Raw genomic sequence first — 26,233 nt, forward strand, 5'->3', positions numbered from 1 at the left:
TAGAGTCGACGGGCTTTTTACTGGCAATAAAAAAGGCTGACGAATGTCGTCAGCCTTTCAAATTTTCGGTTTCCACTGGAGCGTTTATTCTCTTAGAACAGCTTACTCGACCAACCTAGTTTATTACGTAGAACATGGTAGTAATTGTAATCTTTAGGGTGGATCAGCTTGAGTACATTCGGGCTTTGGTAAATGTGGATCTCATCGCCAGGGGAAACTGGTAGCGAGATTTGACCATCGCAGCTGACTTCTTGAGTGCCGCGGTTATCAGGCGATACGATCAGCTTGATACGACGCTTTCCATCCACCACTAATGGTCGGCTTGAAAGTGTATGCGGGAACATCGGTACTAATGAAATTGCATTTAAGCTTGATGACAGAATAGGACCACCGCCTGAAAGCGAGTAGGCCGTTGAACCCGTTGGGGTCGATACGATCAAGCCATCAGAACGCTGTGAAAAGGCGAAGCTGTCATCGATATACACTTCAAACTCGATCATGTGCGCAACTTGGCCAGGGTGAAGCACGGCTTCATTAAGTGCAGCATTGTGACTTTTTATTTGGCCATGACGATGTATCTCTGTTTCGAGTAGGAATCGCTCTTCTTCCATAAACTCACCTTTAAGTACATCGGTGAGTGAGGTTTGGAAGTTTTCAGGATTTAGGTCTGTCAAAAAACCTAAATTGCCTCGGTTAACACCGATGACTGAAATATCGAAACGCGACAAAATACGAGCGGCACCCAGCATATTGCCGTCGCCACCGACAACAATGGCGAGATCGGCACGTTTTCCTAGTTCAATTAGGCTAGAAAAATGTTCTTTGGGGATATCGTCTAAAATAGTAGCGAGTCTGTCATCAACAAATACTTGATAACCCTCAGCACTTAACCACTGATAGAGTTCTCTATGAGTCTGAATTGCTTGCTGATCTCGGGGTTTACCAATAATGGCGATGACTTCAAATGGCTTTTTCATAACGTTTCCAAACGAATTAGGCTTGAATCAAAATTCTTCATCCCCATAATAAAGGCAAGTTGAACGTCTATGCGAGTGTTTTATATCAATTTGGGGTGCAAACACACCTGTCACTTGCATTGAAAACGAATTCTGGAGAGATCATGAGCAACGAAGAAAACAAAGTAACGGAAGAAGAGCTAGATCAAATCATTGCTGAAGCTGAGAAAGTTGAAGAAGCTGAGCTGAATGAAGAGTCTGTTGATGAGCAAGAAGCAAAAATCGCTCAACTAGAAGCTGCACTGCTATCTAGCGAATCTAAAGTGAAAGAGCAGCAAGATTCTGTACTACGCGCTAAAGCTGAAGTTGAGAATATGCGTCGTCGTACTGAGCAAGAAGTGGATAAAGCACGTAAATACGCGCTAAACAAATTTGCTGAAGGCCTACTACCTGTTATCGATAACCTAGAGCGTGCAGTACAAGCTGCAGATGCTGAGAACGAAGCGGTTAAGCCGATTCTTGAAGGTGTTGAACTAACTCACAAAACGTTCGTAGACACAGTAGCTAAATTTGGTCTTACAGAGATCAACCCTGAAGGTGAAGCATTCAACCCTGAATACCACCAAGCAATGTCTATTCAAGAAAGCCCAGACCACGAATCAAACACTGTAATGTTTGTTATGCAGAAAGGCTACGAGCTTAACGGCCGTGTTATTCGCCCTGCAATGGTAATGGTTGCTAAGTAATTGAGTGGCCGTTTGCTAAGCAGTTGATAATGGCAATTGTGAAGTAACAAAATAGCGGCGACAAAATAATTCACTGGTTAACGTGAAATGGAAAGAGAGGCATAGGCCTCTCTTTTTTTATGCCTGTAACTTGAGAGTCCACGTAAATAGTCACCAATATGGCATTAAGAATGTCGTTCTTTTTATTTTATCCAGAACAATGATTTAGAGTTTTATATTATGAAACTGGTTGTAATTGAAGAAATGTTTCGATGTCACACTTGTAATGTTTTTGTAAATAAATGCTTTTAATTGTTATCTTTGTATGTAAAATCCACTGCAATATAGCGATTCTGGTCGCATATATAACTATAAAAGTACAAATTTTAAACACAACAAACTGGAGAAGAACGATGGACAAATCGCTCTCAAGTAAGATTTTTGTAGGCTTGTTTGCTGGCCTAATTATTGGTACTGCTATTCAGTACCTATTCAGCGGCATTGCTATTTTTGATACGTACCTACTCGGCGCAGCTGAAGGTGCTGGTGGTATGTTCGTATCACTTATCAAGTTGCTTGTAGTACCTCTTGTATACGTATCTATTGTTTGCGGTATCGTTGAGCTAAAAGATATTCGTTCATTTGGTCGCCTTGGTGGTAAAACCTTTGGTCTTTACATTATTAACACCATCATCGCGATTTCAGCAGCTCTAACGATTGGTCTTATTTTCCAACCGGGTGCTGGTGCGAATCTAGCGGGTACAGTTTCTGAGACAATTGCGCTTACAACAACTGAAACGCCAGATATCTTCTCTCTTGTTGTTAATATCGTTCCTAGCAACCCTGTAGAAGCCTTTGCAAGTGGCGACATGCTGCAAATCATCTTCATGGCTATTCTGACTGGTCTTGCTATCCAAGCTCTTGATTCTCGTGGTGGCCCAGCTATCAAGACATTCAAGATGGCTAACGAAATCATGATGAAGCTTATCGGCCTAGTAATGAGCCTTGCGCCATATGGTGTATTTGCTCTGATGATTCAACTAGGTGCAACACTTGATGCAAACACGCTAATGTCAGTTGCTGGCTATGTAGCGCTTGTTGTGGCAATGCTTGTGTTCTGGATTTTCTTCTTCTACCCAATGATGGTTGGTTCATTCACTGGTATTTCTCCAAAGCAGTTCCTACGTGCAACTCGTGAGCAAGTTCTATTCTCACTATCGACGGCAAGTTCGAACGCGACGATTCCAGTAACAATGCGCACTCTAACGGATAAACTGAACGTATCTAAGTCAGTCGCAGGTTTTGGTGTACCACTAGGTGCAACAATGAACATGTCTGGTGTATCTATCTACATCGCACTAGCAACTATGTTCGTAGCAAACGCATTTGGTCAGCCAATCAACACTGCTGACATCTTCACTCTAGGTCTAACTATCTTGCTACTGTCTATCGGTGCTGGTGGTGTTCCTGGCGGTGGTGTTGTAATGGTCGGTGTTCTATTACACCAACTAGGTTTGCCACCAGAAGGTCTAGCGATTGTTGCTGCTGTTGACCGTATCTGTGACATGTTCTGTACTTCTTCTAACGTTGTTGGTGATACTGCGGTTAACACTATCGTAGCGAAATCTGAAAACGAAATCGGCGTTGAAGCTAACGAAGAAGCTGAGCTAAAGAAAGCAGAAGCATAATCAGAGACTTTTCTTCTATAGATGAAATCTAAGTGGAAATCCTGAATAGATAAACGGAGCCTAAGTGGCTCCGTTTTTTATTGGGGGAGGAGAGCACTTTATCTGCTTTAGCTGAGAGTGAATGGCTTTGTGAGGGAAATCCGTCTGATTAGTCTTCTTTCAGAAACAGAACTTTGCTATAGCAACGGGTAATCGAAAGTTGATAAACCCAGTTATGGAGGTAATGATATGTATTCGTGTCTAATCATTCCTTTTATTAAAATAAATGTGAAAAAATCCAGTATCCCCCTTGAAAAGGCTTCGTGAGCCCTTATCTATGGTGCATACGAAAGCAAAATACATTTGCATTTAAATTTTGTGTATTAGGGTTGAATCCCTGATTACTACCCCCCACATAGTGGGTATAGCAAAAAACTAAATAGAATTTATTCGGAGAAAGCCTGATGGGTCGAATCATTGGTATTGATTTAGGTACTACTAACTCTTGTGTTGCTGTTCTTGACGGTGACAAACCACGCGTATTAGAAAATGCTGAAGGCGAACGCACAACAGCATCGGTAATCGCATACACTGAAGGCGAGACGCTAGTTGGTCAACCTGCGAAACGTCAAGCTGTTACTAACCCTCAAAACACGCTATACGCGATTAAGCGTCTAATCGGTCGTCGTTTTGAAGATGAAGAAGTTCAACGCGATATCGAAATCATGCCTTTTAACATTGTTAAAGCTGATAACGGTGATGCATGGGTTGAAGCGCAAGGCCAAAAAATGGCTGCTCCTCAAGTATCTGCTGAAGTTCTTAAGAAAATGAAGAAAACAGCTGAAGACTTCCTAGGCGAAGAAGTAACTGGCGCAGTAGTAACTGTTCCTGCTTACTTCAACGATGCTCAACGTCAAGCAACTAAAGATGCTGGCCGTATCGCTGGTCTAGATGTTAAACGTATCATCAACGAACCTACTGCTGCTGCTCTGGCTTACGGCCTAGACAAGCAAGGTGGTGATCGCACTATCGCTGTATACGACCTTGGTGGTGGTACATTCGATATCTCTATCATTGAAATCGATGAAGTAGAAGGCGAGAAGACTTTCGAAGTTCTTTCAACTAACGGTGATACTCACCTTGGTGGTGAAGATTTCGATAACCGCATGATCAACTACCTAGTAGATGAGTTCAAGAAAGAGCAAGGTATCGACCTTAAAGCTGATCCACTAGCAATGCAGCGTGTTAAAGAAGCAGCAGAAAAAGCGAAAATTGAGCTTTCTTCTACTACTCAAACTGACGTAAACCTACCTTACGTTACTGCTGATGCGACTGGTCCTAAGCACATGAACATCAAAGTGACTCGTGCGAAGCTTGAGTCTCTAGTTGAAGACCTAGTTCAACGTTCTCTTGAGCCACTAAAAGTTGCTCTAGCAGATGCTGACCTATCTGTAGGCGAAATCACTGACGTTATCCTAGTTGGTGGTCAGACTCGTATGCCTATGGTTCAAGCTAAAGTAACTGAATTCTTCGGTAAAGAGCCACGTAAAGACGTGAACCCTGACGAAGCTGTTGCAATGGGTGCTGCTGTTCAAGGTGGTGTACTAGCTGGTGAAGTTAAAGACGTTCTTCTTCTAGACGTTACTCCTCTATCTTTCGGTATCGAAACGATGGGCGGCGTAATGACTAAGCTTATCGAGAAAAACACAACTATCCCTACTAAAGCGGATCAAGTGTTCTCTACAGCTGAAGACAACCAAAGCGCAGTAACTATCCACGTTCTTCAAGGTGAGCGTAAGCAAGCGACTTACAACAAGTCTCTTGGTCAGTTCAACCTAGAAGGTATCCAACCAGCACCACGTGGCATGCCACAAGTTGAAGTAACATTCGACCTAGATGCTGATGGTATCCTGAACGTATCTGCTAAAGATAAAGCGACAGGTAAAGAGCAGAAGATCACTATCCAAGCATCAGGCGGTTTGTCTGAGGAAGAGATCGAAGCAATGGTTCAAGAAGCAGAAGCTAACAAAGAAGCTGACAAGAAGTTCGAAGAGCTAGTAACTGCACGTAACCAAGCTGACCAAATGATTCACGGCACTAAGAAGCAAGTAGAAGAAGCTGGTGAAGCTCTACCTGCAGACGAGAAAGCTAAAATCGAAGCAGCTATCGAAGCTCTAGAATCAGTTAAGTCTGGTGACGACAAAGAAGCTATCGACGCTAAAGTTCAAGAACTTATGCAAGCAGCTCAAAAGCTAATGGAAATTGCTCAACAGAAAGCTCAAGCTGAACAAGCTGGTGCTGATGCTGGTGAACAACCTAAGCAAGACGACGATGTAGTAGACGCAGAGTTTGAAGAAGTTAAAGAAGACAAAAAATAATTTTTCGTCGCTATAACACGTGATTTCTGCGTCGAAGGTACTCACTTGCACTTGTAAGCTCCGTGCCTTCTCCTTGAACTAACGTGTTTTAGCTTAGAAAAAATCGTTTTTCGATTTCTAAAGATACGGGCGTCAGAGGTAACTCTCACGCCCGTAAATTTGTATTTAGACTTGTCGATCTAGATAATAGCTTTATTCGGTGCTTCAGCCGGCAGAACTTTTATCTAGATTGATACACAGACTACTGAAGTGATCATTCGGTAGTAGCAATTATTTGGTGACCTAGAACATGTCAAAACGTGATTTTTACGAAGTATTAGGCGTAAGCCGCGATGCATCAGAGCGTGATATTAAAAAAGCGTACAAACGCTTAGCGATGAAATTCCACCCGGACCGTAATCAGGGTGATGACAGCGCAGCAGACAAATTTAAAGAAGTAAAAGTAGCGTACGAGATCCTAACCGATGCTCAAAAGAAAGCAGCTTACGACCAATACGGCCATGCAGCTTTTGAACAAGGTGGCATGGGTGGCGGCGGCGGTTACGGCGGCGGTGGCCAAGGTGACTTCGGCGATATCTTCGGTGATGTGTTTGGCGATATCTTTGGCGGCGGTCGTCGTGGTGGCGGTCAAGCGCGTGCACAACGTGGTTCTGATTTACGTTACAACATGGAGCTTTCTCTAGAAGAAGCCGTTCGTGGTGTATCTAAAGAAATTGAAGTACCAACACTTGTTGAATGTGATATTTGTGATGGTAGCGGCGCGAAAGCGGGTTCTTCTGCACAAACGTGTGGTACTTGTCATGGCCACGGCCAGGTACAAATGCGCCAAGGTTTCTTTGCGGTTCAACAGACTTGTCCTACTTGTAACGGTAAAGGCAAGATCATCAAAGACCCATGTAACTCATGTCATGGTCAAGGTCGCAAACAGAAGACGAAAACGCTTAACGTTAAGATCCCAGCAGGTGTTGATACTGGTGATCGCATTCGTCTATCTGGCGAAGGCGAAGCAGGAGAGCACGGCGCTCCAGCTGGCGACTTGTATGTACAAGTACACGTAAAAGAGCACAACATCTTTGAGCGTGACGGCAACAATCTTTACTGCGAAGTGCCAGTTAGCTTCACAATGGCAGCGCTAGGCGGTGAAGTTGAAGTTCCAACACTGGATGGTCGTGTAAACCTTAAAGTGCCTGAAGAGACACAGACGGGCCGTATGTTCCGTATGCGTGGCAAAGGCGTGAAAGGTGTTCGTGGCGGCGGTGTGGGTGATCTAATCGTTAAGCTAGTGGTTGAAACACCAGTTAAGCTAAGTTCTCGTCAAAAACAACTTCTTCGCGATTTCGAAGAGACATGTTGTGGCGAAGCGGCGAGCAAGCATAAGCCAAAGTCTGAAGGTTTCTTCAGCGGTGTTAAAAACTTCTTCGATGACCTAACTAAGTAATTAGATAGTAATTTGAAAATCTTAAAGCCTGCCAGTGTGCAGGCTTTTTTGTATCTGTAGATCAGAGAAAAGAAGCTCAGAGAAGAAAGAGTCGAGATTTATCAGATAAATTCTAGAGCTCTTTGGTGGTTGCTCTTGTCACTTCCAACACGCTTCGGGCTCCGAAACACCCGAGTGGTACAATTCTAACTTATCGGTATTCGAGTCTAAACATTCATCATTTACCTGCTGCGAAAGTGGTTCCGCTTGAATCGAATAGGTGGTGCTACTGGCTGAAATTGCTAATGTGTATCGACTAGTGTCGGTATCGCAAAATAAACATGTCCCTCCGGAAATAATACTATCAGCGGCCGACGCGTAGTTTCCTGTATAGAGGGTCTCCATCTCCAGTTGAATCTTGGTCATGTCGGCCATTGCAGTGACTCGATGCGCTTTAATTACATGGCTCGTATAACTTGGGTACGCAATGGCGCCGAGTATCCCCACGATGGCGACAGCGATCAATAATTCGATCAATGTCATTCCTTTAATGCTTAAGTTGTTGTTGTTGCATATATTTCTTCGAATCATCGCGAGTAGTTTCCTTTCATATCTCTGTCTATTTTTCTCTGGTGGTAGCATCGGCGCAAGATTAAATGCGGTTACGCATCAGATTACATAGGAATTTGGGAAATGACTCGCGGGTTTACTTTATTAGAGCTGTTAATAACGGTATCGGTGTTATCGATACTGATCGCCACGGCTGCCCCGAGTTTTAGTTCAGTAACGCAAACCGTGAAGATGCAGAGGTTGGCTAGCGAGTTAAATGGTTTTCTTATTCAGGCTAAGTCAGAGTCAGTAAAAAGGAATCAAGATCTTTGGGTTCATTTCTCGATGGAAAAGAATGAAGTGCAATCAACAGGATATTGGACTGTTTGGTTAAAACCGACCGAAGACTTGTCAGGTGAAACTTTACTGCAGTTGTCGGGCGAACCCTTTCGTGACCTTTCGTTTTCTCATAACTACACCGGAGACAGAATCACCTTTGAGAGCGTTCGTGGAAGACCTTCTCGAGGGACTCTTTATCTAGCGCCTAATACGGTTTCAACCGATCGGCTTTTGATCAAATTATCTAGCCCTCCAGGGCGCATTAAGGTGTGCGGCGAGTCGAACGCGCAGTATGGCTATGATGCGTGTTAAACCAATAGCGGCAGCGCCTAACAAGCAACAAGGTACATCACTGATTGAATTGATGGTGGCCTCTGTGATTGGCGTGTTTGCGATTTCTATTATTGGCAGTGTGTTTATTACGGGGCAGAGAATCGCAAAAGATAACGGCATCGAGCTATTACTGCTGCAAAATCTAACCAGCACCATGCAGGTGATGAAAGAAGATATCCAACGAGCGGGCTACGATGGCTCTAATGGTTACTCAATAAAGTTATCTGGCGCGAGTCACACCATTCAAGTGAGTGGCGGCGTTGCGGTGGGTTTTGTTTATTTCCGAGAAGGGTCGAGTAGCGATAAAGATCATCGACATATCGTTTACCGCAAGAGTGGAACTAGGCTACAAGTTTGTGAAAAAGGCACACTTGTATCTGCCGACCTCCTTTCGTTCAATGAAGTCACGGGTTGTTATTCGCTATTTGATGACAGCCTCATCGACGTAGATGAACTCAATATTACGTCTCAGGTATTGGAGCTAAATTCTATTAAGAGCACGCTTACTGATATTAATATTACAGCGTCAATTCCAACCGCAGGTGTTTCCAAATCGGTTTCGGTTTCTGTCAAACAGAGGAACTGGCAATGATGATGTTTAGAAAGCAGCGTGGTGTGGTGACTCTATTGATTACGTCAGTGCTGTTAATTGGTGCTTTAGTGGTGACATTAGGCATGTATCGCAGTGTATTCCATCAAATTAAAGTAGCTCAAAATGAGGTGCAAGGAAGGCAAAATCACTGGCGTTCGGAAGGTGGTTTAGAGTGTACTTATTCCTATCTACGTGAGCTCGATAAAACCGTTTTAGATATCAAAGATATCAGTGCAAGACCTGCCGACTTTTCTGATTGGTGTTCTCCTTATGATAATGAACCGCAAATAGAGGTTTCGGATAGTGCGAGTTCTATCGCTTATATTATTGCATCTACAACCGATACACAGTTGCTGTCTAAAACTATTCGTGAGAGCTCTCAGCTAGGAAGTGGGGCAATTCAATCAACAGGGCCGATTGAGATCATCGGTACATTGAGCCTGAAGCCTACAGTAAAAGAAGAACCGATCAGCGGTAATGAATATGAGTGTGTTAGTGTTACTTTTGCCGACCTTTTTACTTACCAATACGATTCAACACATGGTGATTCAGGACAGGCGTTAGGCTTAGAAGTGCTCGACCCAAGTGCGGATGGTCCGTTTTCTGGTTTTGATGGTGTGTGTGATAGCGAATATAAAACGGAGATCTCCAAAGGCAATTCAGGAAGTCGCAACTCAATCTATGCGCCTGATTCCTCTCAAGGAGCGAATCCTCCGCCCTTCCAAAAAGACTTTAATCCCGATCCAAATATGAACCCGTTTTATACTTTCTTTGGTATCGCGAAAACGGATCAAAACATTGTCGACTTATCGCAAGACACTGATCTTTTTAAGCGCGTGCAGATACTGAATGCGACAGAGTGCGGCACCGAAATTATGGACCATTTTACTTTAGGGCAAACCAAAGGATTGTGGGTTGAGGGAAATTGCCATATCAATTCAGCGGTTGCTGCCGCCAACAATCAATCTCAACTTCTGGTGATTCAAGATGGTGTGCTCGCGTTAAATGGTGCCATGACTTACAACGGTGTGATCTATCATTTGGTCGATTATCAAAAGAGTCATGTTAAAACTCGTATAGATGACTTCTGGAAAGCGCTTGTCACTCCCAATGTATTTGCACCTTTTATCAAAGACATCGATGACGCTACCGTCCTGAAAAAAAGTGTCGGGATTCAGTTTGCTTCTGGTTTACCTTCAGGTGGCCTTATCTTCGATTCGCCACTTGGTGTGACAACGATTGTGGGGGATATGGATTTGGATTTTCGTTCAGAGTCTAATCCGAGTGATCCGCCTTCGATTTATCAATGGAAGCGAGGATCATGGAATGACTTCTAAACACCAAGGTTTCAGTTTGATAGAGGTGCTTATCTCTTTTTTGCTCATCGGGGTTGCTTCGTTAGGGTTGGTTAAATTACAGGTTTATGCTGAACAAAAATCGGACTTTGCGCTTCACAGTGTGGAGGCTCTGCATTTTGCTGAAAGGCAGATGGAATACTATCGAACTCGTGTCTCGGATGTGAGTGGGGCGGTCGGGTTGATCCCTTTTGAGGAACTCAATCAAGCGAGTTACTGTCTGAACACGGCAAGTTCAGTTCCCTTGTCCGGCTTATCTGGCTCTGCTTATGCTATGACATGTGAAGTGACAAATGCCAACGGTGCTTTGTCTGGCGCTTTGAAAAACATTACGGTGACTGTTGCATGGCAAGATCGTATGAACAAATTACAAAGTATTTACCTTGAAACTATGCTCTCCAAATACAGTGAGTTTGACTGATCCCTAAGCAAACGTTTACTGCATGCCAAGGCACACGACACTCCTTTTACCGACACTTTTCATTTCTCGGACATTGTTTGCGTACTAGTTAAATGGCTGTATATGGAATGGTGTTTTTTGTGTTTTTATATTGTTGCAGTTGCATGGCATTTTTGCAAAATATGTCTCCATTTATGGAAAATAAGGTGGAATCTTGTGCTTTTTTATAGCGACTTTAATAGAATATGTGCTGCACCAATAGGCCGTGGTCAAAACTTATATTAGGCCTAAACAAACAACATCACATATGGAGTTACCATGAGTAACCAAGCCGTAAAAAAAGCACCATCGACTGAGAAGATCAGTGGGATGGACCGCTTTCTAAACTTCATTGAACGCGCCGGCAACAAAATTCCAGACCCAGCAATTCTGTTCTTCTGGGCTCTAGTTATCGTATGGGTAGCATCTGCACTTTTGTCGAATCTTTCATTCGACCTAATCAACCCTCAAACGGGTGCTGCTCTAGAAGTTAACAACCTACTAACTGGTGAAGCGCTTGCTAGCTTCCTAGCGAATATGGTTACCACATTCACAGGTTTTGCACCGCTAGGCATCGTACTTGTTGCTATGCTAGGTGTTGGCGTTGCTGACTCTTCAGGCTTCATTACGACTGGCCTTAAGAAGATGCTTAACTTCACGCCAGCTAAGCTATTAACGCCAATGCTAATCTTGGTTGCTATCGTGTCTCACACAGCAGCTGATGCAGGTTACGTTCTAGTAATCCCTCTTGGCGGTATCATCTTCCACGCAGCGGGTCGTCACCCTCTAGCAGGTATTGCAGCAGCGTTTGCTGGTGTATCAGGTGGTTTCTCTGCGAACTTCATTCCTTCTGGTATTGACCCGCTACTAGCAGGTTTCACTCAAACAGCGGCAAACGTTCTTGACCCTGCATATGTGGTTAACCCTCTAGCGAACATCTTCTTTACGGGCCTATCTTCAGTTCTAATCGTTGCTATCGGTTGGTACGTAACAGAGAAGATCATCGAGCCTCGCCTTGCTAACACTCCTGTTGATGAAGATGCAGAACAAGCACCTGATCTAGGTACCTTTACAGCGATTGAATCTAAAGCATTCAAATTTGCTGGTTGGGCAATGGTTGCAGGTATTGGTCTACTTATCGCAGCTTTGGTGCCTGAAAACTCAGCACTTCGTTCGCCTGAAGGTGAGCTAACAGCGTTCTCTGCACCAGTAATGAAGTCTATCGTTCCTCTGATCTTCATCCTGTTTATTATTCCGGGTATCGTCTACGGCCGTGTAGCGGGTACTTTCAAGAATAGTAATGATGTTATCAAAGCAATGTCTGAGACGATGGCAACAATGGGCGCATACATTGTAATGTCGTTCTTCTGTGCTCAGTTCCTATCTGCATTCGCTCAATCAAACATCGGTACTATGCTGGCACTTTACGGTGCTGAAGGCTTGAAAGCGATGGACCTTCCTGGTGAAGCAACGGTTGTTGGTATGATTCTACTAACGGCTGCAGTTAACCTGCTTGTAGGTTCTGCTTCTGCTAAATGGGCACTGATTGGTCCTATCCTAGTTCCTATGCTAATGGTTGTGGGTATCTCTCCTGAGCTATCTCAAGCGGCTTACCGTGTAGGCGATTCAGTGTCTAACATCATCTCTCCACTAATGGTGTTCTTCCCACTGGTTGTTGTTTACTGTCAACGTTACGTTAAGTCGACAGGTATCGGTACTCTAGCTTCTCTAATGATGCCATTCTCGATTGCTATGCTAATCGGTTGGTCAATCTTCTTGCTAGCTTACTGGGCTCTTGGTATCCCACTAGGTATCCAAGCTCCTTACACTTACACTATGTAATATAAGTAAAGCTAAGTACTAAAAGCCAAACTTAGTAAGATAAAATCATCGAAGCCCGCACCGAAATGTGCGGGCTTTTTTTGCTATCGTTTTCCACTTTTATTTGTATCCAAGATTTTTATAGCCAAGACTTTTTATATCCCAAACTTTCTATATCCAAAACTTTTTATATTCAAAATAAAGGCACTCAGCTTATACTCCGGATTACGGCTAATTGTTGGCCGGTAAAATTAGGAAATCCAATCCACATGAAGATTCTGCTTTTAGTAGGGTTAATTGTTTTAAATGGTCTGTTTGCCATGTCAGAGATTGCATTGGTAGCAGCAAAAAATAGTCGGCTGAAACGCTTAGCCGAAAAACATCGCTCCGCTCAGATTGCTCTTGAGCTCAAAGAAAACCCAACCCGCTTCCTCTCTACAATCCAAATCGGTATTACGGTAATCGGCCTACTTAGCGGTATTGTGGGCGAGGCGACGCTATCTGCGCCATTGGCCGTTCAACTTGAGCTGTGGGGATTCGACCCAACCCAAGCGAATATATTGTCTACTGCGGTAGTTGTTGTCGGTATTACTTACTTCGCGATTGTTGTGGGTGAGTTGGTGCCAAAGCGTTTTGCTCAATCCCAAGCTGAAAACATCGCCGTGTTAGTGGCGCTGCCTATCTTCTGGTTATCTAAAATCGCGACGCCGTTTGTGTTTGCGTTGTCTGCATCAACCGAAGGTATTCTTAAGTTAATGGGACGTGGTGGCGAAGAAGACAGTGTGACTGAAGACGATATTCATGCACTCGTGAAAGAAGGCTCTGAATCTGGTGTGATAGAGCGTGGCGAGCAAGAGATGATTCGCAATATCTTACAGCTTGATGATCGCCTTGTGAGTTCGTTGATGACGCCACGCCGAGACGTCGACTTTCTGGATATTGACCAACCCGTTGAGCACATATTCAAAAAATTACGTTCGTCAAAGCACAGTGTGTTTCCATTATGCCAAGATCACCTCAATAAGGTGGTTGGTACGGTGTCGGCCAAAGCTTTGTTGAATCAGGCGGGTAATTTAAGTATTCAAGTGATCATGGGGCTGTCTAAGTCTCCGATATATGTTCCGGAGTCTATGAAGGCGTTGCGTTTACTTAGCTACTTTAAAGAGTCGGGTACAGAGATGGCGTTCATCGTTGATGAATATGGCGATGTGCAAGGCCTTGTGACTCATTACGATATTCTTGAAGCGATTGCAGGTGAGCTATCCAATAATCCGAATGACCTATGGACAGAGCAAGTTGAAGATGGGTTGCTGGTGGATGGTTTAATCCCTATCAGTGAGCTCAAGAACCGCTTAGAGCTGTCAGAGTTAGAAGGGGAAAGCGAAGGCTTCCAAACATTGAATGGCCTTGTCACTTGGCTGATTGGGCGTTTACCCGATACGGGAGAAGTCGTTGATTGTCAGCAATGGCAGTTTGAAATCATCTCGGTCGAGAACAACCGTATCGTGAGTGTTAAAGCGAAAAAAATAGTCAATGAGTTGGGCGATGCTGTTAGTTAGATAAGCCGCTAGATATTCAACGAACAAGTCCGCGCTTGTTGTTCGTTATCTCTTTATTGTTCATAATCACTAAGATTAGGTATGCTTCTCCGCATACCTTTTTTTGTTCTTATCCTTTGTTTTCTGGAGTTCCCTTTGTCAGACCATCAATTCACCCCTCAAGATGAAATCTTCATGCGACGTGCCATTGAGGTGGCCAAGCAAGCTGAGAATGAGGGAGAGGTTCCCGTGGGTGCTGTGTTGGTAAAAGAGGGTGAGATTATTTCTGAAGGTTGGAACCGTTCGATTGGCAGCCACGATGCCACGGCACATGCAGAAATCGAAACCTTGCGTAAAGCGGGCCAAGCTTTGGAAAACTATCGCTTACTTGATACCACCTTATACGTCACGCTTGAACCGTGTCCTATGTGCGCTGGAGCCTTGTTACACAGCCGAGTAAAGCGCATTGTCTTTGGTGCACCTGACTTGAAAGCAGGCGCTGCGGGTACGGTATTGAACCTCTTTGAAAGCCAAGCCTCATACCACTATGCCGATGTTGAGCATGGTCTGTTAGAAGTAGAGTGCCGTGAGCAACTACAGGCGTTTTTTAAACGTCGTAGAAAAGAGATAAAAGAGAAGCGAAAGCTTGAGCGTTTACAAGAAGAGCAGCGTTTAGAAGCTGAGAAGGCAAGTAACAAGAATAAGGCAACTAACAAAAGATAGAAGCCAGCTTTCGGCACCCTCTATCGCAAGAGTGCCGCAGAAAACTTACTCGGTGTATTTACTCAGAAAGTATCTGCATGAAAGCACGGTTGCGCCAAATGATCTTTTTCTTATTATTTGAAAGCATACGCTTACGACGGTTTGCAGCAACGGTCTTATCAAGGCGCTTCGATTTCAGTTTGTTCTTCATCATTTCAACGATTTCCTATTTGTCGTCTGGCTTTGTAATTATGACTTCAGTTTTAATTATAGTGGTTGTTTGTTTATGAGCTCTGTCGCGAATTTAGCGATACTTTTTGAGTAGCTATCGCGATGGCCAGTGTCTGAATACAACAGAACATCATGGCGCTTATGGTATGTCGTTATAAAGTTCGATTGTTACTGCAATATGACACCTTAACTTTAACGGTCACTTTGTTTGTTTAGCCTCTCAATGCGAACCAGTGGCTCATGTATAAAAAAAAGAGCAACGCTATATAGCATTGCTCTTTTTTATTTATTTGGAAGACTCAGCGTCGTTCATAGCGGATTCAGCCGCACTGATTGTCGATTCAGCGCCCGAGATCTCTAAAGGTGGGATAACCACCAATCCTTCAAGGCTCGCTTCTTCCTCTTGATTTCGCTTGTTCACATGGCCAATAATGCTTTGGTAATAACGGCGAATGTTCTCAACGTAATTCCTTGCTTCATCACCACGAGCATAACCGTAACGAGTTTTACTGTAGTACTTCTTCTGCTTTAGAAGAGGCAGCCTGTCTTTCACATCACCCCAAGCGTCAGGATCACCGCCTTGTGCTTTGGTTAAGCGACGTGCATCCATCATGTGACCGTAACCTACGTTGTATGATGCGAGGGCAAACCAGATCTTTTCATGTTGAGTAATAGAGTCAGGAACTCGATTCACGATACGACGTAAGTATTCAACACCACCTTGTACCGACTGTTTCGGGTCAAGACGATTAGTAACACCTACGCTTTTCGCGGTTGGTAGCGTCAACATCATCATCCCTCGAACACCAGTAGGAGAACGTGCGACTGGGTTCCAGTGTGACTCTTGGTATGCCAAAGCAGCAATCAAGCGCCAATCAAATTCTTGTGAGTATTTCTGAAACAGTGGTGACCATTTTGGTAGCTTGCTATCCAATGCGCGGATAAAGGCACGAGTATCAACGTAGTCAAAGGTACCAATGTGACCGATGTACTTCTCTTCCAGTGAAGCCAGTTCACCAGATTGTTTTAGGTTACCGAAGAACTCAATCAGCAATGCATACAGGCTTTCATCTTCTGAACGCTCTAAGTACCAAGAGATAGGTTGGTCTTCAGTGAGTTCAAAAGCCAAAGCCACGTCTGGGTACAAACGCTGTGCGAGTGACAGCTCAATCGAGTCCGCTACCGTAAACAAGCGTTCGCCAGTCGACACTTCTTTTAGCAGGTCATTGATATCTGCATTACCGACCGCATCGTAGATAAAGTCATCGTGTGTGTTCTGTAGCTGTTTTAGTGTTGGTTCAAAGTGTGAGTCTTTCACCACAACCAAAGACGGCGTTAGTGTTTCATTTGATGCCGTTTCTTCTGATTCAGATTGTGCTTTTACAAATTCGGCCTGACGCTCGTTTTCAAACTTGATCAGTTGACCGAGGTTTCTTGGTCGCCACTGGCCTTTTTTGTACACGACTTGTTGGCTTACATAGTAATAAGCGGGCGCGGCGCGGTAAGCTCGTGTCAGGTTATTGTTTTGCGTTAATCCGGTCGCGATAAGATCGATCTCGCCTTTCTTTAGGGCAGGAAAGAGACCGGATAAACGGTATGCAGGTTTAACCTCAAGCTTTACACCAAGCTCCTGCGCAAACTCACGAGCTAACTCGTAATCTAAGCCAGCAGGGCCATCGGGACCAATGTAATAAGAGAGTTGGTTATTCAGGGTGCCGACACGAAGAACGCCGCGATCTCGTATCTGCTCAAGGACACTTTTAGGTTCAGATTCAATCTGGCATCCCGTTAGCCCTAACAGAGCGATAACGAGCAGAAGGAATTTAGACGAAAAGATGAGCGTAAATTTAGGCATCAAAATGAAATCTCGAAAAGTGGAAGCCCCTTTATACCAAACCCCGCAAGGCTGGCAAAGCAGGTTTATTTAAACAGTTGTAAAAGTGCTGATAAATGCAGCAAAACTGTCATTTATATCGTTAGATGAAAAAAATAACGCAAACGGTTGCTTTTGGTGTTACGTCACAAAAAGAAATGCTTTATAATGCGCTCGCATTGAAGAGGTGGAATCGGCATAGGTTTGTTAACCTTCGGGAATAGCTTCGAAGAAAACAGTTAGGTTGTTCCTATAACCCACTGAATTTATTCCAATATCACCTTAATCAACTGCATAAGAGACCTAAGCACATGAGAATTTTGCGTGGCTCCCCAGCTCTATCTGAGTTTCGTGTTAACAAGCTTTTAGAGCTTTGTCGTGAATTAAGCTTACCTGTAACAGGTATTTACGCTGAGTTTGCCCACTTTGCTGATTTAACGGCAGACCTAGATGCGTCTGAAGTTGAGAAGCTAGAAAAGCTACTGACTTACGGTCCAACGATTGAAGAGCATGAACCTGAAGGTTTACTGCTGCTTGCAACGCCACGTCCAGGCACTATCTCGCCTTGGTCTTCAAAATCAACTGATATCGCACACAACTGTGGACTGGCTAAAGTGTCACGTCTAGAGCGCGGTACCGCTTTCTACATTGAAACTTCTTCTGAACTTTCAGAGCTTCAACTTGTTGAGCTGAAAGCAATCCTGCACGACCGTATGATGGAAGTGGTTTTCACTGACTTCGAATCGGCAGCAGCACTGTTCACAGTTGCTGAGCCTGCTCCTTATGCGGAAGTTGACCTATTAACTGGCGGACGTAAAGCGCTTGAAAAAGCAAACGTTACCCTAGGTCTTGCGCTAGCAGAAGATGAAATTGATTACCTTCTTGAAAGCTTCACTGAAAAGCTAGGTCGTAACCCGACTGACATCGAGCTAATGATGTTTGCACAAGCGAACTCAGAGCACTGTCGTCACAAGATCTTTAACGCTGATTGGACTATCGATGGCGTTAAGCAAGAAAAATCATTGTTCAAGATGATTAAGAACACCTTTGAAACGACACCAGAACACGTTCTGTCTGCTTATAAAGATAACGCAGCGGTAATGACAGGTTCTGAAGTCGGTCGTTTCTTCCCAGATCCAGAAACTCGTCAGTACAACTACCACCAAGAGAAAACACACATCTTGATGAAAGTTGAAACACACAACCACCCAACGGCAATCTCTCCATGGCCGGGCGCATCAACAGGTTCAGGCGGTGAAATCCGCGATGAAGGCGCGACAGGTATTGGTGGTAAGCCAAAAGCGGGTCTGGTTGCTTTCTCTGTATCGAACCTTAAGATCCCGAACTTCGTTCAACCTTGGGAAACTGACTTTGGTAAGCCGAGCCGTATCGTTACTGCTTTGGATATCATGCTTGAAGGCCCTCTTGGTGGTGCAGCATTCAACAACGAATTTGGTCGTCCAAACCTACTAGGTTACTTCCGTACTTACGAAGAGAAAGTAAACTCTCACGCAGGTGAAGAAGTACGTGGTTACCACAAGCCAATCATGCTGGCTGGTGGTCTAGGTAACATTCGTGATGATCATGTTCAGAAGAAAGAGATCCCAATAGGTGCAAGCCTAATCGTTCTTGGCGGTCCAGCAATGAACATCGGCCTTGGTGGCGGTGCTGCATCTTCAATGGATTCTGGTTCTTCTTCTGAAGACTTAGATTTTGCTTCTGTACAACGTGAAAACCCAGAGATGGAACGTCGTTGTCAGGAAGTTATCGACCGTTGTTGGCAGCTTGGTGATGCGAACCCAATCGCATTTATCCACGATGTGGGCGCAGGCGGTATCTCGAATGCTCTTCCTGAGCTAGTCGACGATGGCGAGCGTGGCGGTATCTTTAATCTACGTGACGTGCCAAACGATGAGCCGGGCATGAGCCCACTTGAGATCTGGTGTAACGAATCTCAAGAGCGTTACGTTATGGCGGTTGCTGATAAAGACATGGCAACATTCGATGCGATTTGTAAACGTGAACGCGCACCTTACGCGGTGGTTGGTAAAGCAACAGAAGAACGTGATCTTAAATTAGAAGATTCACACTTCGACAACACGCCAATCGATATGCCAATGGACATCCTTTTAGGTAAAACACCTAAGATGCACCGTGACGCGAAGACGCTAAAAGCAAACAATCCTGCGATTGACCGTTCTGGTATCGAACTAAACGAAGCGGTTGACCGTATTCTTCGCCTACCAACAGTGGCAGAGAAAACATTCCTTATCACTATCGGTGACCGCTCGGTAACTGGCCTTGTGGCTCGTGACCAAATGGTTGGCCCATGGCAGGTTCCTGTTGCTAACTGCGCTGTAACAGCAGCAAGTTATGACTCTTACCACGGTGAGGCAATGTCTCTTGGTGAGCGTACGCCAGTAGCACTTCTAGACTTTGGTGCCTCGGCTCGTCTAGCGGTTGGTGAAGCAATTACTAACATCGCTGCGACCAACATCGGCGATATCAAACACATTAAACTGTCAGCTAACTGGATGTCTCCAGCAGGTCACCCAGGTGAAGATGCAGGCCTTTACGAAGCGGTGAAAGCCGTGGGTGAAGAGCTATGTCCGGCACTGGGTCTTACTATCCCTGTGGGTAAAGACTCAATGTCGATGAAGACCAAGTGGGAAGAGAATGGTGAGCAGAAAGAAGTAACGTCTCCGCTATCTCTTGTTATCACTGCGTTCGCACGTGTTGAAGATGTTCGTAAGACGATTACTCCTCAGCTTCGTACTGACAAGGGTAATACAAGCCTAGTTCTTATCGACTTAGGTAACGGCCAAAACCGCATGGGCGCAACGGCATTAGCGCAAGTTTACAAGCAGCTTGGTGACAAGCCAGCAGACGTAGACAATGCAGCACAACTAAAAGGTTTCTACGAAGGCGTTCAAACGCTTGTAGCAAACGACCAAGTTGTGGCGTACCACGATAAAGGCGATGGCGGTCTATTCGTAACACTTGCTGAAATGGCGTTCGCAGGTCACTGTGGTGTTAACGCGAACATTGAAGCGCTTTTATCTGCATCAGAGAACAGCGAAGATACGCTAGCAGCACTCTTCAACGAAGAACTGGGTGCGGTAATCCAAGTTCGTAACGACGACCTAGACGCAGTTCTTTCTACTCTTGCAGCCAATGGCCTAGAAGCGTGTTCACACGTAGTTGGTTCAGTTGAAGCATCAGACGAAGTAGTGATTAAGTCAGGCGCAGACGTTGTAATCCAACGTAACCGTACTGAATTACGTACTATCTGGGCTGAAACGACGCACAAGATGCAAGGTCTACGTGATAACCCAATCTGTGCAGACCAAGAACACGAAGCGAAGAAAGACAATTCAGACCCAGGTCTGAACGTGAAACTAAGCTTTGACGTAAACGAAGACATTGCAGCGCCATTCATCAATACAGGCGCTAAGCCTAAGATGGCGATTCTACGTGAGCAGGGTGTTAACTCTCACGTTGAAATGGCAGCAGCATTCGACCGCGCAGGTTTCGAAGCGACTGATATTCACATGAGCGACATCCTAACGGGTCAAGCGGTTCTAGAAGAGTACAACGGCCTTGTGGCATGTGGTGGCTTCTCTTACGGTGATGTACTGGGCGCTGGTGAAGGTTGGGCTAAGTCGGTTCTATTTAACGACTCTACTCGTGACCAATTTGAAAACTTCTTCAAGCGTGAAGATACTTTCTCTCTAGGTGTGTGTAACGGTTGTCAGATGTTGTCTAACCTGCGTGAACTTATCCCTGGTGCAGAGTACTGGCCACGTTTCGTTCGTAACGAATCAGAACGTTTTGAAGCTCGTTTCAGCCTCGTTGAAGTTCAGAAGTCTGATTCTGTATTCTTCAACGGCATGGAAGGTTCTCGTATGCCAATCGCTGTTTCTCACGGCGAAGGCCGCGTAGAAGTACGTGATAACGACCACCTAAACGCGATTGAAAACTCAGGTACGGTTGCTCTACGTTACGTTGATAACAACGGTAACCAAACGCAGCAATACCCGAACAACCCGAATGGCTCGCCAAACGCTATCACAGGTCTAACGACTACCGATGGCCGCGTGACTATCATGATGCCGCACCCAGAGCGTGTATTCCGTACGGTTGCTAACTCTTGGTCTCCAGAAGGTTGGGGCGAGAATGGCGCTTGGATGCGTATGTTCCAAAACGCACGTAAGAATGTGGGTTAATTACTTACCTACATGCTGCGTTAATCTAGATTGGATTAACTAAAAGCTAAAAAGTTAAAAGCGCAGATCGAAAGGTCTGCGCTTTTTTATTACACAAATTTTAGGAACCAACGCGAAACAAATTAGGTTTGCAGTTTGCTGTTCTAAAAATCTCCACTACGCTAAATGTTATGGAATCAATTTGTTAGGCCATAATTTCTTGTATTCATACAAGAACAATTCAATTTGGCCGTTCAAAAACTGAATCAATCATCGTGGCATAAGAGGGATCTATGAAAACAACAATCACAAAAGCAGTTGCAGTGGCAGCGATTGTCATGTCGTTAGCTGGGGTGTCGGTAGTAACGCCGTTACTGGGAAATTAATGAAGTTCAACGTAGAGGTTGTCGATAACCGTTACGCTCGTGCCGGGGTCAACTTCTTGCTTGCGCCAGTTTACGCGCTAACAACAGCAGCCGATTACATTGTATTTAACTCAATCGAATTCTGGGCGGGTAAAAACCCACTCACAGGCGCACCTCATATCTTTGATAGTAAAGTCGACACTATGATTGATGTTAACGATAGCCAGAAGGCTGTTCTGACGGAGGTTCGTGATGGTGACAAGGTCAGCTACTACATGGATGGTACGTTAGTATCAGAAACCTCTATTCAAGCGCTTGAGCAGCTAGCCGCAGAAAAAGTATAACCTTCCCTGCTTTACTGCTATAAAAAGAAAAGCCGCTGGATTTAACCCCAGCGGCTTCGTATTTTCTAGCATCTAGCGCATAGATTAGTTGTTGCTGTGTAGCTCGCTGTTTAGTTCAACAGCAGACTTGTTCGCTAGGCACTCAATTTGACCAGTGATCGAGTTACGACGGAACAGAAGGTCAGAAACGCCAGCAAGGTCACGAGCTTTAATGATTTCTACTTCGTTGCCTTCTTTATCTAGCATACGAACCTTAGTACCCGCAGTCACGTAAAGACCAGACTCAACCGTACAACGGTCGCCCATTGGGAAACCAAGACCAGCGTTTGCGCCTAGTAGGCAGTTTTCGCCGATAGAGATAACCATAGTACCGCCACCAGATAGAGTGCCCATGATAGAAGCGCCGCCGCCGATGTCTGAACCGTTACCCACAACAACACCCGCAGAGATACGACCTTCAACCATGCTTACGCCAGTAGTACCTGCATTGAAGTTGATGAAACCTTCGTGCATTACTGTTGTGCCTTCGCCTACATGTGCGCCAAGACGAACACGAGAAGTATCAGCAATACGAATACCTGTTGGTACCACGTAATCTACCATTTTAGGGAACTTGTCTACGCAATCTACCGATAGAGCGCGACCAGCAAGGCGAGCTTCGATTTGACGCTCAGTTAGCTCTGGAAGATCGATTGGGCCTTCGTTTGTCCATGCGATGTTGTGCAGTAGACCGAAGATGCCGTCCAGTACCGTGCCGTGTGGCTGAACTAGGCGGTTAGAGATAAGTTGTAGCTTTAGGAAGCCTTCAGCAACTGATGCTGGTTTCTCGTCAGCCGCAAGAACAACAAGAACAAGTGGCTGCTCAGATGCTGCTGCTTTTTCTGCGAAAGATGCGTTAGCTGCATCGTCGTTTGCTGCGAATGCTTTTGCTAGTTCTGCGCTTTGTGCAGCAGAGATTTCGATAGCTTGGTTGCCTTCAGTGTAACCTGCAACCTCACCAACAGCCGCTACTAGAGCATCGCTTGGGTTTAGAAGTGGGTTAGGGAAGAACGCTTCAATGATTTTATTGTCGCGGTTTTTGGTTGCCGTACCGAAGGCTAGTGAAAAGTAAGCCATGTTGAATCTCCATGTGTTGAGTCTTGATTTTGCTATTCAATAACAGCTGCTCGAATAACAAGCGCTGCCGTTAGCAAAGTTAATTTAATTGCGTTCATCATAAAGAGAGCGCCCTCGTTATGAAAGGGCGTATCGGGATAAAGTCTGTAAAATGATATTGCTTGTCTTTTTAGCGATAGTTTTCATTATCCGGATATTACTGTTAGCGCTTAATGTTTCGCTGATCGGTTGAGTTGCACCGCGCAACCTCATTTTTATTTCCGATACAGCTCTATAGCTCCCCTTCTTGTTCTCCGTATCAATAGAGTCAGTCACATTTCCTTTATAAATTCATGTTTATTATCATAATTCATCGAGTTCTGTTGATTTATCGTTTGTGCTTACAGTCCGAGTAAATACTCAAGTTTTCAGCTGTGTAATTAAGAGAATGATCACTAAAACCCTTAGATATATAAGTATATTTCCAGCCATAACGACATTAAAACGATTAATAAAGGATCTTCTATGAATTTTACTAAGTCTTTACTGGTGCTCTCTATCGGCGTAGCGATAGTTGGCTGTGGCTCGGACAATGACGACAATTTTATTGCTCCCGATATGACATTGCGCATAGCACATGTGAATGACACTCACTCAAATTTTGATCCTGTAAAATCCAGTTTTACTATGGGTGCTGATGGCAAGAAGGTTTATAACGAATTTGGTGGTTATCCTCGCCTATTGAAAGCCGCTGACGATATCAAAGCGGGGGCTAAAGCAGACAAAGAACCTTTGTTATTCTTGCATGGTGGTGATGCATGGCAAGGCACCGCTTACTTTAAGCTAAATGAAGGTGCTGCAAACGCAGACTTATTGTCCCAGATGGGGTTAGATGCAATGGTACTTGGGAACCATGAATTTGACTTAGATACCGACAAGCTCGCATCGTTCATCAATACAGTTAGTTTTCCTGTATTAGCAAATAATATGGATGCATCAAAAGATCAGTCTTTAAGTAATGTAGATAATTTATATCCGTATCAACTGTTTGCATTTGAAGGCTCAGAAAAAAGAGCAATTACCTCTGTTTCTGATGCAAGTGATGATGAGAAAGTTGTTGCGGTAATCGGTGTTGTCTTGGGTGATATGCCAACGATAGCTACCGGAACTGGTGATGTGACATTTAGTGACCAAATTACAGCAACTCAGGCCACTATAAATGATTTAAAAACCAAGGGTGTGAATAAAATCATTGTTCTCTCACACATAGGAAATGCTGCCGATAAGGATCTGGCTGCCAATACAACGGGTATCGATATCATTGTTGGCGGTCACTCTCATACTTTACTTGGTGATTTTACCGATCTTGATCAAGGTAATAATGGTATTTACGCAGAAATGATCCCACAAAAAGACAAGGTACAAAATACTTGTGTGGTTCAAGCTGGCCAATATGCGGAAGCTATCGGAGACGTTGATGTATCATTTGACATAGACGGCAATCTCATCTCATGTGTTGGGAACAATACTTTATTATCAAATGATGAGTTTTATCACGATTCTCATCGAGAACATCAAATGATTAGTACTGATAAAGATGATGTAACGTCGTTTATTGATAATAATGAAAAAATCACGATAAAAGATGAAGATATTGATTTAAGAACCCGTATCGACGCAACTTATAAGCCAGCTCTCGATGCTGCGTATGGTGATGTTGTTGCAGCTGCACCGACTGAAATCAGTCATGAGCGCCGTCCTGGTGATGCTGGAACTGATAAGCATGGTTCAGATGTTGCTCCTATGATTGCTCAAGGTATGATTTATTGGGCAAATCAACCGTCGGTAACAACGGTTACCGGTAAAAATGTTCAGATTGGTTTGGTGGGAGCTGGTGGTGTTCGAACGGATATTGCGTCTGGTGATTTCAGGGAAGGCAATGCGACATTAGAACTATTACCATTCTCGAACTACTTGTCTATTTTAACCGTTAAAGGCGAAGTGATTCGAAATCTTATTGACAGCACAATTGAGCCGACGCTTGCGGAAGGTGCTCATGCTGGCAAGTTCCCTTACGTATCAGGCATGCGTTACACGTTTACAGAAGATGTGAAAGGTGTATCAGGCACAGTGACAACTCTTGAGGTAAATACTGGAACAGAAGACAATCCAGTGTGGGCGACAATGAACGATGTTGATAACTACACTGTTATCGTTAATAACTATAATGCAAGTGGTAGTGATGGTTGGAATGTATTAGGCGATGCTCAATTAACATCTACAGATCGTCAAGACATTGTCATTTCAGGCAATGGTTTTAAAACTTATAAAGTTAATAACCTGACATACGATGGAAGTACCGAGAAATATAGCGTCAACTATGACGGTGGTATTAAACCATGCGCGGAAGGTTCAGGTGACGTATGTAATACTGATGCCGAATCATTTATTTCTTGGGCTGAGCATAAGAAAGTATTAGAACCACTAGGCTTTGAAACAACAACGATGGAATACAAATAATACTGATACCGCTCTTATCGGATCGTTATGTATTGTAAATATAAGTCTTAAAATACAAAGCCTTATATTGACCGTAAAAGAAAATAGCCAGCAGATCGCTGGCTATTTTTGTATCAGAACTTCGTCGTTCTGATCTTAAACAAACAGCGCCTTGTAAGCCTGCTCTATCCCTTCAATCAGCATCTGCATACCGATAACTGCCAGTATCAAACCCATCATTCGAGTAATCACGTTCAGTGCGCTTGGTCCAACCGCTTTAACGAAGCGTTCGCCGAATACAAATAAGACATAGGTTAGGGTGCAGAGGAGGCCAAATGCCACGATGGTAATGATGGTCTCGTAAATCCCCTCGGTACTAGCAAAGTTCATCGCAGTGGCAATGGTGCCCGGGCCAGCCAGTATTGGCATGGCTAAAGGTGATACTGCGATACTTAGCGCTGCGTCTCGCTGGGCGTCTGAGTTTACTTTCTCTTTTGCTTTTGAATGTGTTGAATCACCTTGCAGCATGTGGAAGCCAATCAAAAAGACCAGAATGCCGCCTGTGATGCGCAGTGCGTACAGCGTGATACCAAAGAGATCAAAGATCAGTTTGCCAGAAATCGCAAAAGTACTGACGATAACGAAGGCGATAAGTACCGATCGGAATGCGATAGATTTAACCGTTTCCCTGTCATTATCACCGGTTAACCCAAGAAAGATTGGCGTATTAGCGATAGGGTTCATAATGGCAAAAAAGCCCATGAACACGGTAATGGTATGAATGATGAGCTCTTTCATATTATTCCTTTG

General features: G+C 44.3%; 19 protein-coding genes and 1 pseudogene. 14 read left to right on the forward strand and 6 right to left on the reverse strand.

The features are described from left to right. Nucleotides 1-92: 92 nt before the first annotated feature. Nucleotides 93-977: an NAD(+) kinase gene (gene nadK, locus ED652_RS07465; RefSeq protein ID WP_017106601.1), complete on the reverse strand. Its 885-nt coding sequence runs from the start codon at nt 975-977 to the stop codon at nt 93-95. 143 nt (nt 978-1,120) lie between these two features. Here nadK and grpE point away from each other — a divergent pair, with 143 nt between their 5' ends. From grpE to dnaJ, 4 genes are all read left to right on the forward strand, one after another. Further along, nucleotides 1,121-1,702 carry a nucleotide exchange factor GrpE gene (grpE, locus tag ED652_RS07470; protein ID WP_065104990.1) on the forward strand — a complete coding sequence of 194 codons (582 nt, stop codon included), beginning with the start codon at nt 1,121-1,123 and terminating at the stop codon, nt 1,700-1,702. Nucleotides 1,703-2,094: 392 nt separating this feature from the next. Beyond that, on the forward strand, nt 2,095-3,369 hold the full coding sequence (locus ED652_RS07475; RefSeq protein WP_017106603.1) for a dicarboxylate/amino acid:cation symporter: 1,275 nt from the start codon (nt 2,095-2,097) through the stop codon (nt 3,367-3,369). Nucleotides 3,370-3,812: 443 nt separating this feature from the next. Beyond that, nucleotides 3,813-5,726: a molecular chaperone DnaK gene (dnaK, locus tag ED652_RS07480; protein WP_009848331.1), complete on the forward strand. Its 1,914-nt coding sequence runs from the start codon at nt 3,813-3,815 to the stop codon at nt 5,724-5,726. 289 nt (nt 5,727-6,015) lie between these two features. Beyond that, a complete protein-coding gene (gene dnaJ, locus ED652_RS07485) occupies nt 6,016-7,164 on the forward strand; it encodes a molecular chaperone DnaJ (RefSeq protein ID WP_017106604.1) in 1,149 nt (382 codons plus the stop codon). Nucleotides 7,165-7,302: 138 nt separating this feature from the next. On the opposite strand, the gene ED652_RS07490 is transcribed toward dnaJ, so the two are convergent. Next, entirely contained in the window at nt 7,303-7,785 is a 483-nt protein-coding gene (locus tag ED652_RS07490; RefSeq protein WP_301951206.1) for a type IV pilin protein, read from the reverse strand. Between the two features lie 51 nt (nt 7,786-7,836). Here ED652_RS07490 and ED652_RS07495 point away from each other — a divergent pair, with 51 nt between their 5' ends. The 7 genes from ED652_RS07495 (at nt 7,837) to tadA (ending at nt 14,832) form a co-directional block, all read left to right on the forward strand. Further along, complete coding sequence (locus tag ED652_RS07495) at nt 7,837-8,343, forward strand: GspH/FimT family pseudopilin (RefSeq protein WP_122054131.1); 507 nt, start codon at nt 7,837-7,839, stop codon at nt 8,341-8,343. Continuing rightward, nucleotides 8,324-8,956, forward strand: a complete 633-nt coding sequence (locus tag ED652_RS07500; RefSeq protein ID WP_122054133.1) for a PilW family protein — start codon at nt 8,324-8,326, stop codon at nt 8,954-8,956. The genes ED652_RS07495 and ED652_RS07500 overlap by 20 nt, the downstream gene beginning before the upstream one ends. Continuing rightward, a complete protein-coding gene (locus ED652_RS07505; RefSeq protein WP_122054135.1) occupies nt 8,953-10,293 on the forward strand; it encodes a hypothetical protein in 1,341 nt (446 codons plus the stop codon). The genes ED652_RS07500 and ED652_RS07505 overlap by 4 nt, the downstream gene beginning before the upstream one ends. Further along, nucleotides 10,283-10,732 carry a prepilin-type N-terminal cleavage/methylation domain-containing protein gene (locus tag ED652_RS07510; RefSeq protein ID WP_122054137.1) on the forward strand — a complete coding sequence of 150 codons (450 nt, stop codon included), beginning with the start codon at nt 10,283-10,285 and terminating at the stop codon, nt 10,730-10,732. Before ED652_RS07505 ends, ED652_RS07510 begins: the two co-directional genes overlap by 11 nt. Nucleotides 10,733-11,029: 297 nt before the next feature. Continuing rightward, a complete protein-coding gene (locus tag ED652_RS07515; RefSeq protein WP_050052903.1) occupies nt 11,030-12,592 on the forward strand; it encodes an AbgT family transporter in 1,563 nt (520 codons plus the stop codon). Between the two features lie 248 nt (nt 12,593-12,840). Further along, nucleotides 12,841-14,130 (forward strand): hemolysin family protein, encoded by a 1,290-nt coding sequence (locus ED652_RS07520; protein WP_122054139.1) that lies wholly within the window; start codon nt 12,841-12,843, stop codon nt 14,128-14,130. Nucleotides 14,131-14,211: 81 nt separating this feature from the next. Further along, nucleotides 14,212-14,832, forward strand: a complete 621-nt coding sequence (tadA, locus tag ED652_RS07525; RefSeq protein ID WP_122054141.1) for a tRNA adenosine(34) deaminase TadA — start codon at nt 14,212-14,214, stop codon at nt 14,830-14,832. Nucleotides 14,833-14,890: 58 nt separating this feature from the next. Here tadA and ED652_RS24095 read toward each other — a convergent pair whose 3' ends face one another. Together ED652_RS24095 and mltF are read right to left on the reverse strand one after the other, a co-directional pair. After that, nucleotides 14,891-15,025: a hypothetical protein gene (locus tag ED652_RS24095; RefSeq protein ID WP_017106613.1), complete on the reverse strand. Its 135-nt coding sequence runs from the start codon at nt 15,023-15,025 to the stop codon at nt 14,891-14,893. 303 nt (nt 15,026-15,328) lie between these two features. Beyond that, nucleotides 15,329-16,897 (reverse strand): membrane-bound lytic murein transglycosylase MltF, encoded by a 1,569-nt coding sequence (gene mltF / locus ED652_RS07530; RefSeq protein ID WP_122054143.1) that lies wholly within the window; start codon nt 16,895-16,897, stop codon nt 15,329-15,331. A gap of 329 nt (nt 16,898-17,226) precedes the next feature. Between mltF and purL the strand changes: the two genes are divergently transcribed. Beyond that, a complete protein-coding gene (gene purL, locus ED652_RS07535; protein ID WP_122054145.1) occupies nt 17,227-21,141 on the forward strand; it encodes a phosphoribosylformylglycinamidine synthase in 3,915 nt (1,304 codons plus the stop codon). Between the two features lie 272 nt (nt 21,142-21,413). Continuing rightward, a pseudogene (locus ED652_RS07540) lies at nt 21,414-21,829 on the forward strand (DUF3332 family protein). An 84-nt stretch (nt 21,830-21,913) separates the two neighbouring features. Here ED652_RS07540 and dapD read toward each other — a convergent pair. Then, complete coding sequence (gene dapD / locus ED652_RS07545; protein ID WP_122054147.1) at nt 21,914-22,945, reverse strand: 2,3,4,5-tetrahydropyridine-2,6-dicarboxylate N-succinyltransferase; 1,032 nt, start codon at nt 22,943-22,945, stop codon at nt 21,914-21,916. Between the two features lie 504 nt (nt 22,946-23,449). Here dapD and ED652_RS07550 point away from each other — a divergent pair. After that, entirely contained in the window at nt 23,450-25,444 is a 1,995-nt protein-coding gene (locus tag ED652_RS07550) for a bifunctional UDP-sugar hydrolase/5'-nucleotidase (protein WP_122054148.1), read from the forward strand. Between the two features lie 135 nt (nt 25,445-25,579). On the opposite strand, the gene ED652_RS07555 is transcribed toward ED652_RS07550, so the two are convergent. Continuing rightward, on the reverse strand, nt 25,580-26,221 hold the full coding sequence (locus ED652_RS07555; RefSeq protein WP_017110229.1) for a MarC family protein: 642 nt from the start codon (nt 26,219-26,221) through the stop codon (nt 25,580-25,582). Nucleotides 26,222-26,233: the final 12 nt, after the last annotated feature.

Origin of the sequence: Vibrio sp. Evd11 (genome assembly GCF_900382755.1) — a bacterium.
Classification (GTDB): domain Bacteria; phylum Pseudomonadota; class Gammaproteobacteria; order Enterobacterales; family Vibrionaceae; genus Vibrio; species Vibrio lentus.